Raw genomic sequence first — 12,669 nt, 5'->3', positions numbered from 1 at the left:
CCTCGCCAAGTTGCGGGCGCTCGCCCTAGTCGAGACCCGCCGCGACCGGCAGATGATCTACTACTCCTGCAAATCCGACGCCGTGCGAGAACTGCTTGTCATGCTGGACGGCATTTTCGGCAGCGGCAAGGATGATCTGTCCCAGATGGCGCACCGTTTGCGCCGTGCTGGAACCTGACCACATAGCGCCGATCTCGCCGGCGTTTTCAGAGCGACATGCGCCCATCCGGGGCGCATAAAGCTGGCTGATTGTCCCGAATCGTCGCATCGTGCTTTCCAAACCAGGTGAGCGCCGGGAAGCGGTCCGGATTTTCGGGCCGATGCGACGGTCGCGAGGAATGCATGGATCCCATTCGCATCGACGACCCGCAAGATCCGCGCGTCGCTGCGTATCTCGACATTCGCGAGCGTGACCTCGCCGGCCGGCAAGGCCGCTTCGTCGCCGAAGGCAAGGTGGTGCTCGACCTGCTGCTCTCGACCGGGCGCTTTGCCGCCGAATCGATCCTGGTCCTGGAAAACCGGCTGGCAGGTCTCGACAACATCCTGAGCAAGGCGCCCGCCGACCTCCCGGTCTATGTCGCCACCAGCGCGGTGATGGACGCTATCGCCGGATTTCATATGCATCGCGGCATCCTGGCCATTGGCCGCAAGGGAGAGCCGCAGCCGGCCGAAGACCTGCTCGACGGCTTGCCGCCTCGGGCGCTGGTCGTGGTGCTCGTCGGCATCGCCAACCATGACAATGTGGGCTCGATCTTCCGCAATGCCGCCGCCTTTGGCGCTGACGCGGTCCTGCTGGATGCGACATGCTGCGACCCGCTCTATCGCAAAGCGATCCGCGTTTCGGTCGGCGCCGCGCTCAAGATCCCTTTCGCATCGTTCTCCGACACCGCCGGCTTCACGACGATGCTCGCCCGACGTGGCTTCGATCAATTCGCGCTGTCGCCACGCGGGAAGACCGACATCCGCGATGCGCAGCGCAGCAAGCGCCTGGCGCTCTATCTCGGCACCGAGGGCGAAGGCTTGCCGGACGACCTGCTCGCAAGCCTGCACGACGTGCGGATCACCATGGCGGAAGGCTTCGACAGCCTGAATGTCGCCGCGGCTTCAGCCATTGCGCTGCATCATTTTTCGGCCAGAGCAATTCCAGGAAAAGTGTGAAGCGGTTTTCCGTCCAGAATTGCGTCAAAGCAAAGAGTTAGGGCATTTCGCCGTTTCCGTGAAACGGTGAAATGCTCTAAGGAGGCCTGATTCAGCTTGTCGCGTCAGCCTTCTGCAGCGCGCGCACGCGGTCGGCAAGACTGCGGTCACCGTTGCCGGAGCGGGCGTCCGACGGTACTGCCAATGCCTTGGCGATCGGCGAACCAGGCCCCTCGAGCTTCGCCGTCAGATGGACGACCTCCGCCGCCAGCGCGTTCATCTGCTCGCGCAAGGCGGAGCTGCTGTCCGTGGCCTTGGACGCGGCCAGTGCGGTGAGGTCGGCCTTCAGCCGCTTGTTCTCGCGCGCCAGCGCCGTCAGCCTCGCCTCGAGCTGCTCACGGTCACTGTCGAGCTTGGCGATTGCCTTGTCCAAATCATCACTCCTGGCGACATCGCCGCCTTTGCCGACCAGCCGCAAGGCTGGCGCGCTGTCTTCGGATTTCGATCTTTCGCGCATGCGTGCCAGTTCCTTTTCGCGGCGGTCGAGTTTGTCTTCGCGATCGGCAAGTGTGGCCAGCAGCCGTTCGACCTTCTTGTCGAGTTCGGCGGTCCTTTTCTTCTCGGCTTTCAGGGCCTCCCGCGCGGCCTTGCTTTCGGCCGCGATTTCCTGGCCGCGCCTGTCGGCTTCCTTGCGCTGGCCGCGCAGCATCGCAATGTCACTGGCGAGCTTCTGCATTTCGGACTCTCGCGCCACGAGTTCGATCTGCCGGCTGCTCGAGGAAAAACTGGCGTCGTCATACATGCGCTCCAGCTTTTGCAGCTCAAGTGCACGCTTTTCCAGCTTGCGTTCGGTTTCCTTCAGACGCTCCGAAAGCTGCTGCAACTCGCCCTCTCGCTGGCGCAGCGCTTCGTTCTTCGCACCCAGTTCGGTCAGCGCCTGGTTCTTGTCCGTCCGCTCGACCGCCAGGCCCTTCATGGCCTCGCGACCGCGATTGATCTCGACCAGTTGTTCGGCCGTCTTCTCTCGCAACGCCTTGACGCTGATTTCCAGGCGGCGCGTCGTCATGGCGTATTCGGCGCGGATGCGATCCTTGTCCGCCTGGATTTCGGTTTGCGTCAGAGGGATCGAGGATTCGACGCGTCTGCGTGTAAGCGTGACCGCACGACGCCATATGGCCGGAGCCACCATGAGCGCCAGAAAGCCAGCACAGAGAAAGCCGAGGACGAAGAACAGGACCGACTGGACCAAGTGACTACCCGTTGTGGCCGGTAAGCATCAAACCAGATAAACCAAAAGCGCATGGAGCGCTTTGACTGTGCCACGTTGACATGGCGGAAATCCAGCGTTGCGGCAAGGGTTTGCCGCAACGCCACGAGTTTAATGCATGTCGACCCAAAAGCGGTCCCGGTTTTGTGCAACGACAGCCAAGGACTTCAGCTTAGAACGGATTCCAAGTGGCGCGCTCGGTAAGCTTCAGATAGCCGAGATTGACGCCAAGCCGGGCACCGACACCGGTGCGGATCGGCACCAAAACCACATTGTTGTTCTTCAGCACGTTGAAGCCGACGCCAGCCACCACATAGGCCGAACCGGCGACGCCGCCATAGCGGTTGTAGAGGCTGCCCACATCGTCGAGATTGTAGACCAGCATCATCACCCGCGACCCCTCGCCGCCGAAATCCCAGCCGAGCGATGGGCCTTGCCAGAACACTTTGTGGTCGCCGGCATTCTTGGTGTAGAGCGTGCCTTCGCCATAGGTCAGGCCACCGATCAGCGCGCCCGAGCCCTCTTCGCCCAGCAGATAGCCGTTGGGCAGGCCGTAGGAAGCAAAAATCTTCTCGACGACTGTGGCGAGCCCGCCTGATGTCGCGCCGAAGAACTTGTGACCGGAATCGACAATCTCCTGAGCGGTGTATTCCTGGGCCCGCAGGGCTGAAGTCGAGAAGACGAGAACGCCCAGGAGCGTGACCGCCATTGAGAAGACACGGAGAAAGCTCCGGTCGTAGTATCGGGAAAACATGCTTCCAATCTCCGTCAGGGAGCACCTTCGCCGACGCCTCGCACCCCGTACGGCTCTTTTAGCCGGCCGTTAAGGGTAACTGTTAGGGGCAAACTATGCCGTAATCCTTTTTCAACCATTAAGCTCCCACATGAACATGGCGGTTCGAAGGCTGTTTGGGGTCGCTCAAGTGGGGCCGGCAGCCTGCGTGAACACGCCATTTGCCACAACCACAATTTGGATTTGTTGCTGCACGCACGGGCGCTGTGTATTCAGAAAGCCCGAGGAGAGAGTGTGTGATTCGTGTGGCAGGCGACGATCGATCGCCCGGCCATGAGTTGTGAGATTTTGCAGGGATTTTTCGCCGATGGCCGATCTGTTCACCCTTTCCGCACCCGATCTGGCAGCGCTTTTGTGCAGCCGGGTCTGCCACGATATCATCTCGCCGGTCGGCGCGATCAACAACGGGCTCGAATTGCTTGATGAAGGCGGCGCCGACGAGGACGCCATGAAGCTGATCCGTCAGAGCGCCCGCAACGCTTCGGCCCGCCTGCAGTTCGCCCGCATCGCCTTTGGTGCCGCCGGCTCGGCCGGCATGTTGATCGATACCGGCGATGCCGAAGCGGTCGCCATCGCCTTCCTCAAGAACGAAAAGCCGGAACTGACCTGGAACGGGCCCCGCGCGTTGCTGCCCAAGAACAAGGTCAAGCTGCTGCTCAACCTGATCCTCGTCGCCAATGCCGCCATTCCGCGCGGCGGCAAGCTTTCCGTGACGCTGGAAAATCTTGAGACCGAACCTCGTTTCGCGCTTGCGTCGGCTGGCCCGATGCTGCGTGTGCCGCCGAAATTCCTCGAACTGCATTCCGGCCACAAGCCGGAGGAACCGATCGACGCGCATTCCGTGCAGCCCTACTACACGCTGCTTCTGGCGCGCGAAGCCGGCATGACGATATCGATCCACGCGACGCCGGAAGAAATCGTGCTTTCTGCGGCCTGATTGCGCAGCCGATAAAGCGAAGTATTTCTACATTGAAATCTGTAATTCCAGCTCATCGACTTGAGATGCGTCTGGTCGTCCAGGCAGCGCCAAAGCATTCGCGAATAAAAGTAGGCACCTGCCTATCTTTGTAAAAATTTTACCTAACGCCTTTTCGGCTTCTTTACCAGATTGGCCTATGGTGCGTCCTGGATGCCCCCGACGCTACCGGACTGCCAGAAGGCAAAGAGGACCCGGAAATGAAACGCTGCATGTTCGTCGACGATTCAAGCGTCATCAGGAAGGTTGCAAAACGCATCCTGGGCGGCTCCGAAATGATTGTCATCGAGGCCGCCAGCGGACTGGACGCGCTGGAGATGTGCGCCGCCGATATGCCCGACATCATCGTCGTCGATGGCGCCTTGCCTGACGTACCGGCGGTCGATCTCATCCGTCGCGTCCGCGCCATGGAGAGCCCGATAAGGCCGCAGATCCTGATTTCCCTGGTCGAGCTCGATATTGCTTCGATCATGCGGGCCAAGCGAGCCGGCGCCCAGGGCTATCTCTTGAAGCCGTTCAACCGCCCGCAGCTGCTCGAGCGCTTTCGCACCTTGAAGAGCGCACCTGATTCGGTACCCTTGAGCAATTCCAGAAAAAGTGCGTGACGGTTTCCTGCTCAGCAGCCCAAAACAGACCCTTACCAGCCGTCATGCAAAAACCCGGCCGAAGCCGGGTTTTTTATGGAAAAGATTCGAGCGATTCGTCGCTCAGGCGCTGACGCGAATGTCTTCCGGTTCGCGCAGCACATAGCCGCGCCCCCAGACCGTTTCAATGTAGTTCTGACCGCCCGATGCCGCGTCGAGCTTTTTGCGCAGCTTGCAGATGAAGACGTCGATGATCTTCAACTCAGGCTCGTCCATGCCGCCATAGAGGTGGTTGAGGAACATTTCCTTGGTCAGCGTGGTGCCTTTGCGCAGCGAAAGCAACTCCAGCATCTGGTATTCCTTGCCGGTCAGGTGCACGCGCTGGCCGCCGACTTCGACGGTCTTGGCATCGAGGTTGACCACCAGGTCGCCGGTGGTGATGACCGACTGGGCGTGGCCCTTGGAGCGCCGCACGATGGCATGAATGCGGGCAACCAGCTCATCCTTGTGGAACGGCTTGGTCATGTAGTCGTCCGCGCCGAAGCCGAGGCCGCGCACCTTGTCCTCGATGCCGGCCATGCCGGAGAGGATGAGAATAGGTGTCTTGACCTTGGAAAGGCGAAGCGTTCTCAAGACCTCGTAGCCCGACATATCGGGCAGGTTGAGATCGAGAAGAATGATATCGTAGTCGTAGAGCTTGCCTAGATCGACGCCCTCTTCCCCGAGATCGGTCGTGTAGACGTTGAAACTTTCCGATTTCAGCATCAGTTCGATGCTTTGTGCGGTTGCACTGTCATCTTCTATCAGCAGAACACGCATTTCATTCCCCTTTTCTGCTGCCGGACCATTTCACGACCCGTCCGGACCCGGAGCAGTGGTTGCCTTGTGCAGAGGCTGCCATTGAATGGTTAACAAATCCTAATTTCCCGTCCATGACGGTACCAGATTTTTTAACCTCTTTCTACACCCTCTTGAATCTAATAACGAATCTCAGAACCAAATTCCTAATGCAACACATTAACAACCTGGACTAAGCGACTCCAGGGACTCATCGACGTCGCTTCCGCATCGGTGGCCGGAATTTTTACCCGGCCTTAAGTCCTGACCCGTATGATTAACAATGCCCGTAAACGAATGGTTACCGCCGGCAAAAAACTTTAGGGTTTTGTTTCCCATAGTTCGGGGAAAGGCGGTGGACACGGGTGCGGCCTGGGCGTTTCCAGGTGGTTTGGACGATAAGTGCGGGTGTGCGTTTCCGGGAGTACCGAATCATGAAGTCACGTGAAAACCTCGTTCGGCTGAAACAGTTTCAGGTGAATGAGAAGCGGCGGCAGCTGCTCCAGCTCGACATGATGATCGCCGAGTTCGAACGCATGGCCGTCGAGCTGGAGCTTCAGATCACCGCCGAGGAAAAGAAGGCCGGCATCACAGACATCAACCATTTCGCCTATCCGACCTTCGCCAAGGCGGCTCGCCTGCGCCGCGACAACCTCAGGAATTCCCAAAGCGACCTCGCCCAGCAGCGAAGCGCCGCCGAATCATTACTCGGCGAAGCTGAAGCGGAGCTTTCCAAGGCGGAAATGCTGGAATCGCGCGACACGAAGATCCGCGAAGCCGAAGTCGGTGGCCGCAGCGCCATGATCGGCTAAGACCTGGCGGTTTGCCGCACCAACGCTCGCCATCAGGCTGGCGCATTGTCGCGGCTTGCGGCTCCGGCGGGAAAAATGAACCCGCCCTACGCGGCCAAATCCCCTTCACTCTCGGCAATTGCCCTTGCACGGGCATCCTTGATATCCGGCGCATGCTGCTCCGCCCATGACCTGATCTGGGTAAGCAGCCCCGCCAGGTTCTGGCCGAGCTCGGTCAATTCATATTCGACGCGCGGCGGAATGACCGGGAAGATCTCGCGCCGCACCAGGCCGTCGCGCTCGAGCACCCGCAGCGTCTGCGTCAGCATCTTCGGCGTGATGCCCTCGAGCTTCCGGGCAAGCTCGCCATTGCGCAGCCGGCCTTTGCGCAGCGCGCAAACCACCAGATAGACCCATTTGCTGGCCAGCATCTCCAGCACGGTGTGCGAAGGACACGCCCGCCGGAACGCATCATAGCCGAAACCGCAATCATCTTCACTATCCATGAGGTGCGTATATATCAGGAAGGTACATACTGGACAAGGGGATATTACTATCCAAATGATAGTGGCACCAACCAAGCAGGAGACATCTCAATGCGTGCCGTTATCCAGAATTCCGTCGGCGGACCCGACGTCCTTGTCATCGCCGATCAGCCGGATCCCACGCCAGAGACCGGCGAAGTGCTGGTCCGCGTCAAGGCCGCAGGCATCAATCCGGTCGACGGCGCCGTCCGTGCCGGCTACTACCCCTTGCTCGGCGAGCCGCCTTACATCCTGGGTTGGGATATCTCGGGAACTGTCGAAGCACTCGGCGCCGGCGTCACCGGCTTCAAGATCGGCGACGAGGTGTTCGGCATGCCGCGCTTCCCCAAGCAGGCGGCGGCCTATGCCGAGCTGGCTGCCGTGCCTGCCGATCAAATCGCACTGAAGCCGAAGAGCGCGGACCACCTCAAGGCAGGCGCCTTGCCGCTGGCCGGCCTCACCGCCTGGCAAGGGCTTGTTCGCCACGGCGGGCTGAAATCGGGGCAGCGCATATTGGTCCATGCAGGAGCCGGCGGCGTCGGTCATCTGGCGGTGCAGATCGCCAGGGCGCGCGGCGCCTACGTTGTCGCCACGGTCAGCCCGGGCAAGCTCGATTTCCTCCGCGAACTCGGCGCCGACGAGGTCATCGACTACACCAAGGGCGATTTCACCGATAAGGTTCGCGACATCGATCTGGTGCTGGATCCAATGGGCGGCGACCACGCCCAACGCTCGCTGAAGGTGCTCAGGCGTGGCGGCGTTTTGGTGTCATTGCTCGATGTCGGCGACAACACCAGGACCCAGGCCGGCGCGCGAGACATTCGGGTCGAGCGTATGTCCGTCGTTCCCGACAGGGAGGGCCTGGTGGAACTGGCTCGGTTGATCGATGCCAACAAGCTCGCCGTCCATGTGGCGAAGAGCTTCCCGCTGGACCAGGCGGGGGCCGCTCACGCCTTCCTCGCCACCAAGCCGATCGGCAAGGTTGTGCTATCGCTCTGAGCGGGAACGGTGAAAACAGAAGGGCGCGGGGTTAGCCGCGCCCTTCGTCTAAATTCGCAATGTCAGTGCCGGTATTGCTGGATGCGTGTCGTGCGCAGCCCGGCAAGGCCATATTCGTCGATCGACGCCTGCCAGGACAGGAATTCCTCGGTGGTGAGCTTGTAGCGTTGGCATGCCTCGTCCAGGCTCAAAAGCCCGCCGCGCACGGCCGCAACCACTTCCGCCTTACGCCGGATAACCCAGCGACGTGTATTGGTCGGCGGCAGATCGGCAATCGTAAGAGGGCTGCCGTCAGGCCCGATAACATATTTGACTCTCGGTCTAACCAGATCGGTCATCGTACTCTCTACAAAAAACTCAAAGACCCAATCCCCGCCACGTTACCGCCACAGCTTTAAAAATTGCCTAAGCAGACCCTAATGACTAGGTAAGGATCATGAACGCCGCGTTAGTCTTTTCGCCGGCATTTGAAACATCTGCCCGCAAACGCTGATTTGCCGGGGAAAATGCATCCCCTGGCGGAGATCGGCCGCAACCGGTGAATCGCCCTGCACGCTGGCGCGCCGGTAAAGCTTGACCTATATTCTCGACATTGGCATTGAGGCGCCGCGCAGAACGAAAGCATCATGAACAGTCTCAATCTTCCCGGACGTCCCGAAAACACCCGCATCGTCGTCGCCATGTCGGGCGGCGTCGATTCCTCTGTCGTCGCAGGCCTGCTGAAACGCGAGGGCTACGACGTCGTCGGCGTCACCTTGCAGCTCTACGACCACGGCGCGGCGACGCACCGGGCCGGCTCATGCTGCGCCGGGCAGGACATCGACGATGCCCGCCGTGTCTCCGAGACGCTCGGCATCCCCCATTATGTGCTCGACTACGAGGAACGCTTCCGCAAGGCGGTCATCGATCCCTTCGCCGAGAGCTATGTCGCCGGCGAGACGCCGATCCCGTGCGTTTCCTGCAATCAGACGGTGAAGTTCGCCGACCTCCTGGCCACCGCCAAGGAGCTCGGCGCCGACGCGCTGGCCACCGGCCACTACATCCGTTCCGGCGCCAACGGCGCCCACCGCGCGCTCTACAGGCCCGTCGACGCCGACCGTGACCAGAGTTATTTCCTGTTCGCCACCACGCAGGCACAGATCGATTATCTGCGCTTTCCCCTCGGCGGCCTGTCGAAGCCGCAGGTTCGCGCCATCGCCGAGGAGATGGGGCTGGCGGTTGCCGCCAAGCAGGATAGCCAGGACATCTGCTTCGTGCCGCAGGGCAAGTATTCCGACATCATCGCCAAGCTGAAGCCAACCGCGGCCAATCCGGGCGACATCGTCCACATCGACGGCCGCGTGCTCGGCCGCCATGAGGGCATCCTGCGCTACACGATCGGCCAGCGCCGCGGCATCGGCATCGCTTCCGGCGAGCCGCTTTACGTCGTCCACCTCGATGCCGACCGCGCTCGCGTCGTGGTTGGCCCGCGCGAGGCGCTGGAGACGCACAAGATCTATCTGCGCAATATGAACTGGCTGGGCGACGGACCGCTCACAGACGTCCCTGCAGGCGGCCTGGAGCTGTTCGCCAAGGTCCGCTCGACGCGGCCGCCGCGCCCGGCCGTGCTGCATCATCGTGCCGGTGCCACATGGGTGGAACTGGTCGACGGCGAATCCGGCATCGCGCCGGGCCAGGCCTGCGTGCTCTACTCCGATGACGGCAACGAAGCTCGCGTGTTCGGCGGCGGCTTCATCGAGCGTTCGGAGCGTGGCGCCGAGGCCGAGGCGATGCTGACCCGGCTTGCCGCCAGGCCGGCCCAGATACCTGCCGAATAAGATACCTGCCGAATAAGATTCCCGCCGAATAAATAATCCGCGCTTCAGGAATTCGACTTGGTGTGGGTGACCGTGCCGGCGGTCAGGATGCGCAGCACCCTGATCGCTTCCTCGCCGCTGGTGCGCGGCTCGGCACGCGTCTCGATGCACTGGATGAAATGCTCCAGCTCGCGTGTCAGCGGCATGCCCTGGGCAACCGCGACATAGGATGGCTCATTGGTGGTGAAGGCCCATTGGCCGCTGTCCTGCCACACTGCATGGCGGTAGACGGCAAGCTTGCGTTCCCATGGCTCGACATCGTCGAACACCGCCATCGCCTTGGTGCCGACCACGGTCAGCCGCCGCTCGCGATAGGGATTGAGACGCGAGGTGAAGAGATGGCTGCGCAGGCCGTTGGGGAAGCGCATGTGCAGATGCGCGAAGTCGCTGAGATTGTCGAGCAGGGCGGCCCCCTCGCCGCGCACCTCGATCGGCTCCGTGCCGGTGATCGCCAGGATCATCGACAGATCGTGCGGCGCCAGGTCCCACAGCGCGTCGTTCTCTGTGTGGAACTTGCCGAGGCCGAGCCGGTGCGAGTGGATGTAGCGGACTTCGCCGAGTTCGCCCTTGTCGATCAGCCCTTTCAGCGTCTCGAAGGCGGGGTGGAACCGCAGGACATGGCCGACCATGAAGACGCGGCCATTGTCCTTGGCCGCCTGCACCGCACGCTCGGCGTCGGCAACCGTCAGCGCGATCGGCTTTTCCACCAGCACGTCCTTGCCGGCCGTGACGGCACGCACGGCAAGGTCGGCATGGAATTGCGGCGGCAGCGCCATGACGATGGCGTCGATATCGTCACGCACGAACAACTGGTCCGGCTCGATCGCCAGGCAGTCCTGCTCGCTGGCGAAGCCTTCTGCGCGGGCCCGGTTGGTGTCGGAGACCGCGTACAGCGCGCCGAGCGCCTTGAGAGTGCGGATGTGGTTGCTGCCCCAGTATCCGCAACCGAGGACTGCTATGCGCGGCTTCATCTGTTTCAAACTCTAAAAACTCGTGGCCGAGACATAGCGACGTGCCCCTTCGAACTCAACCCCGGCGGCGGCAACCAAATGTCCGCATGGCAAAGCTTTTCGATAATGACGATAAGCCGGCAAGCCGGTTGCTTCGAAGCTTGACAGGCTCACCCTCCCAACCTTATATCCGCGCGACCTTGGCGAACGCCCCCGACATGCCTTTCGATTTGAGGCGGATTTCGGGCCTTTCGCCGCCCTGGCGGGGTAGCTCAGTTGGTTAGAGCACGGGAATCATAATCCTGGGGTCGGGGGTTCAAGTCCCTCTCCCGCTACCACTTCAACGCCACTATCGTACGCAATGGCCGATTGTGGCGGGCTGCCCCATGCGGTGTCCTGTGCGATAGCGGCATACCTGACCTTCGTAGGGCGAGTAGAAGCCTTCAGCGACCTACAGCATCTCGCTCAGTGACGCCAATGCGGCTAACGATGCCGTCACCGGACATTCTCGCCGTCACCCACGCGTATCGGCTTCACCCCTCGGGAGTTTCGCGCTCGCCTGCCGGGCTTCGCCTTCGATCTCGATCTTGCTCCGCGCTTGAAGATCGAAGCGTACCGTTACGGTGCGCATGCGCGCATGCAGGACTCCATCCAGCGTGCCGCGCATTTCATGTAGATAAGTCAGCGACGATTTCCCAAGCTTTTCTATAACGCTGCGAACGGTGACCAGGGTTCCCGCCGCGGTTTCATGCACGTAGTCGATCTCCATCCTTACATCCGCCCAGCCGAGGGTCGGCGTCAAACGAGGATCGGCAATCCTGCCCAGAAACTGGAAACTGGCGTCATCAAACATGGCCACATAATGACGAACGTTGAGATGGCCCATCGCGTCGCACATCCAAGGATGCACGACGCCGACATAGGTTTCGATGCCGGGCGTCAAAACCCGACCTCGTTTGCGCCCTTGAGATCCAGCAGTTGACGGGCTTCGTCGGGCGTCGCGATTTCGAGCGACAACTCGTTGAGAATGCGCTTTATCTTGGCAACCTGTTCGGCATTGCTCTTAGCGAGCGTGCCCTTGCCGACATAGAGGCTGTCTTCCAAACCGACCCGTACATTGCCGCCCATGATCGCGCCCATCGTGCAGAGATTTATCTGGTGCTTGCCCGCGGCAAGGATCGACCAGAGATAATCGTCTCCGAACAGCCGATCAGCCGTCCTGCGCATGTGCATCATGTCTTCTGGGTCGGCGCCGATTCCGCCCAGCAGCCCGAAGATCGTCTGGACGAAAAGCGGCGGCTTCAGCAGCTTGCGGTCTAGAAAGTGCGCAAGCGTGTAGAGGTGACTGACATCGTAGCACTCGAACTCGAACTTCGTGCCGTAGGCCTGGCCGACTTCGACGATGATACGCTCGATCTGCTCGAACGTGTTGGAGACGATGCCCTTCTTTGTGTCTTCCAGGTAGCCCTTCTCCCAGTCGTACTTCCAGTCGGTGTATTTCGGCGCGATTTGGTGCAGGGCGAAATTCATAGATCCCATATTGAGCGAGCAGAGTTCCGGCTTCGAAGCGTGCGCGGCTTCAAGGCGCTCTTCGAGGGTCATCTTCAGCCCGCCGCCGGTGGAAATGTTCATCACGGCGTCGGTCTGCTGCTTGATGCGCGGCAGGAAATCCATAAACAGCTTTGGATCAGGGGTAGGCTTGCCGGTCTCCGGATCGCGGGCATGCAGATGGATCACCGACGCTCCGGCTTCGGCTGCTCCGACGGCGGCGTCGACGATCTCGGACGGCGTTATCGGCAGATACGGGCTCATCGTCGGCGTGTGGATCGAACCGGTGACCGCACAGGTGATGACGACTTTCGGCGATTTCTTCATGGTTGAACTCTCCCTTGTCTGCCTTTTGTTGCTATCTCTCGAGCGCGAGGCAATCCTCACGACCACAGCCCAACCGAACC

General features: G+C 61.0%; 14 protein-coding genes, 1 tRNA gene and 1 pseudogene. 8 read left to right on the top strand and 8 right to left on the bottom strand.

Going from position 1 to position 12,669, the window contains the following annotated elements:
* Both EN964_RS38440 and EN964_RS10240 read left to right on the top strand, forming a co-directional pair.
* A pseudogene (locus EN964_RS38440) lies at nucleotides 1-178 on the top strand (ArsR family transcriptional regulator); the annotation flags it as partial.
* A 164-nt stretch (nucleotides 179-342) separates the two neighbouring features.
* Nucleotides 343-1,158, top strand: a complete 816-nt coding sequence (locus tag EN964_RS10240; protein ID WP_127270377.1) for an RNA methyltransferase — start codon at nucleotides 343-345, stop codon at nucleotides 1,156-1,158.
* A 91-nt stretch (nucleotides 1,159-1,249) separates the two neighbouring features.
* On the opposite strand, the gene EN964_RS10235 is transcribed toward EN964_RS10240, so the two are convergent.
* Together EN964_RS10235 and EN964_RS10230 are read right to left on the bottom strand one after the other, a co-directional pair.
* Complete coding sequence (locus EN964_RS10235) at nucleotides 1,250-2,386, bottom strand: hypothetical protein (protein WP_127270376.1); 1,137 nt, start codon at nucleotides 2,384-2,386, stop codon at nucleotides 1,250-1,252.
* A gap of 190 nt (nucleotides 2,387-2,576) precedes the next feature.
* A complete protein-coding gene (locus EN964_RS10230) occupies nucleotides 2,577-3,113 on the bottom strand; it encodes a DUF1134 domain-containing protein (protein WP_236382921.1) in 537 nt (178 codons plus the stop codon).
* 391 nt (nucleotides 3,114-3,504) lie between these two features.
* Between EN964_RS10230 and chpT the strand changes: the two genes are divergently transcribed.
* Nucleotides 3,505-4,134, top strand: coding sequence for a histidine phosphotransferase ChpT (gene chpT, locus EN964_RS10225; protein ID WP_024504504.1), 630 nt, complete (start codon nucleotides 3,505-3,507; stop codon nucleotides 4,132-4,134).
* Nucleotides 4,135-4,373: 239 nt separating this feature from the next.
* Nucleotides 4,374-4,778, top strand: coding sequence for a PleD family two-component system response regulator (locus EN964_RS10220; RefSeq protein ID WP_127268016.1), 405 nt, complete (start codon nucleotides 4,374-4,376; stop codon nucleotides 4,776-4,778).
* A 102-nt stretch (nucleotides 4,779-4,880) separates the two neighbouring features.
* Here EN964_RS10220 and ctrA read toward each other — a convergent pair whose 3' ends face one another.
* A complete protein-coding gene (gene ctrA, locus EN964_RS10215; protein WP_006203583.1) occupies nucleotides 4,881-5,576 on the bottom strand; it encodes a response regulator transcription factor CtrA in 696 nt (231 codons plus the stop codon).
* A 452-nt stretch (nucleotides 5,577-6,028) separates the two neighbouring features.
* On the opposite strand from ctrA, the gene EN964_RS10210 reads away from it, so the two are divergent.
* Nucleotides 6,029-6,406: a flagellar export protein FliJ gene (locus tag EN964_RS10210; RefSeq protein ID WP_013529907.1), complete on the top strand. Its 378-nt coding sequence runs from the start codon at nucleotides 6,029-6,031 to the stop codon at nucleotides 6,404-6,406.
* An 86-nt stretch (nucleotides 6,407-6,492) separates the two neighbouring features.
* Here the strand turns inward: EN964_RS10210 and EN964_RS10205 are convergent, their stop codons facing one another.
* Nucleotides 6,493-6,891: a helix-turn-helix domain-containing protein gene (locus tag EN964_RS10205; protein ID WP_127268015.1), complete on the bottom strand. Its 399-nt coding sequence runs from the start codon at nucleotides 6,889-6,891 to the stop codon at nucleotides 6,493-6,495.
* A gap of 90 nt (nucleotides 6,892-6,981) precedes the next feature.
* Here EN964_RS10205 and EN964_RS10200 point away from each other — a divergent pair, with 90 nt between their 5' ends.
* Nucleotides 6,982-7,908, top strand: a complete 927-nt coding sequence (locus tag EN964_RS10200) for an NADP-dependent oxidoreductase (RefSeq protein WP_127268014.1) — start codon at nucleotides 6,982-6,984, stop codon at nucleotides 7,906-7,908.
* A gap of 62 nt (nucleotides 7,909-7,970) precedes the next feature.
* Here EN964_RS10200 and EN964_RS10195 read toward each other — a convergent pair whose 3' ends face one another.
* Nucleotides 7,971-8,246, bottom strand: a complete 276-nt coding sequence (locus tag EN964_RS10195; protein WP_013529904.1) for a DUF1153 domain-containing protein — start codon at nucleotides 8,244-8,246, stop codon at nucleotides 7,971-7,973.
* Nucleotides 8,247-8,534: 288 nt separating this feature from the next.
* Here EN964_RS10195 and mnmA point away from each other — a divergent pair, with 288 nt between their 5' ends.
* On the top strand, nucleotides 8,535-9,725 hold the full coding sequence (gene mnmA, locus EN964_RS10190; protein WP_127268013.1) for a tRNA 2-thiouridine(34) synthase MnmA: 1,191 nt from the start codon (nucleotides 8,535-8,537) through the stop codon (nucleotides 9,723-9,725).
* Between the two features lie 44 nt (nucleotides 9,726-9,769).
* On the opposite strand, the gene EN964_RS10185 is transcribed toward mnmA, so the two are convergent.
* Nucleotides 9,770-10,735, bottom strand: a complete 966-nt coding sequence (locus tag EN964_RS10185; RefSeq protein ID WP_127268012.1) for a Gfo/Idh/MocA family protein — start codon at nucleotides 10,733-10,735, stop codon at nucleotides 9,770-9,772.
* A 240-nt stretch (nucleotides 10,736-10,975) separates the two neighbouring features.
* On the opposite strand from EN964_RS10185, the gene EN964_RS10180 reads away from it, so the two are divergent.
* Nucleotides 10,976-11,052: transfer RNA gene (locus EN964_RS10180), tRNA-Met, on the top strand.
* Between the two features lie 176 nt (nucleotides 11,053-11,228).
* Here the strand turns inward: EN964_RS10180 and EN964_RS10175 are convergent.
* Both EN964_RS10175 and EN964_RS10170 read right to left on the bottom strand, forming a co-directional pair.
* Complete coding sequence (locus EN964_RS10175; protein WP_127268011.1) at nucleotides 11,229-11,657, bottom strand: thioesterase family protein; 429 nt, start codon at nucleotides 11,655-11,657, stop codon at nucleotides 11,229-11,231.
* A complete protein-coding gene (locus tag EN964_RS10170) occupies nucleotides 11,654-12,589 on the bottom strand; it encodes a 3-keto-5-aminohexanoate cleavage protein (RefSeq protein ID WP_127268010.1) in 936 nt (311 codons plus the stop codon). The genes EN964_RS10175 and EN964_RS10170 overlap by 4 nt, the downstream gene beginning before the upstream one ends.
* Nucleotides 12,590-12,669 lie beyond the last annotated feature (80 nt).

It is taken from the genome of Mesorhizobium sp. M7A.F.Ca.CA.001.10.2.1, assembly GCF_003998575.1.
Lineage (GTDB): Bacteria > Pseudomonadota > Alphaproteobacteria > Rhizobiales > Rhizobiaceae > Mesorhizobium.
The sequence above is the reverse complement of the archived record's forward strand: the minus strand, read 5'-3'. Positions and strand labels throughout refer to the sequence as shown.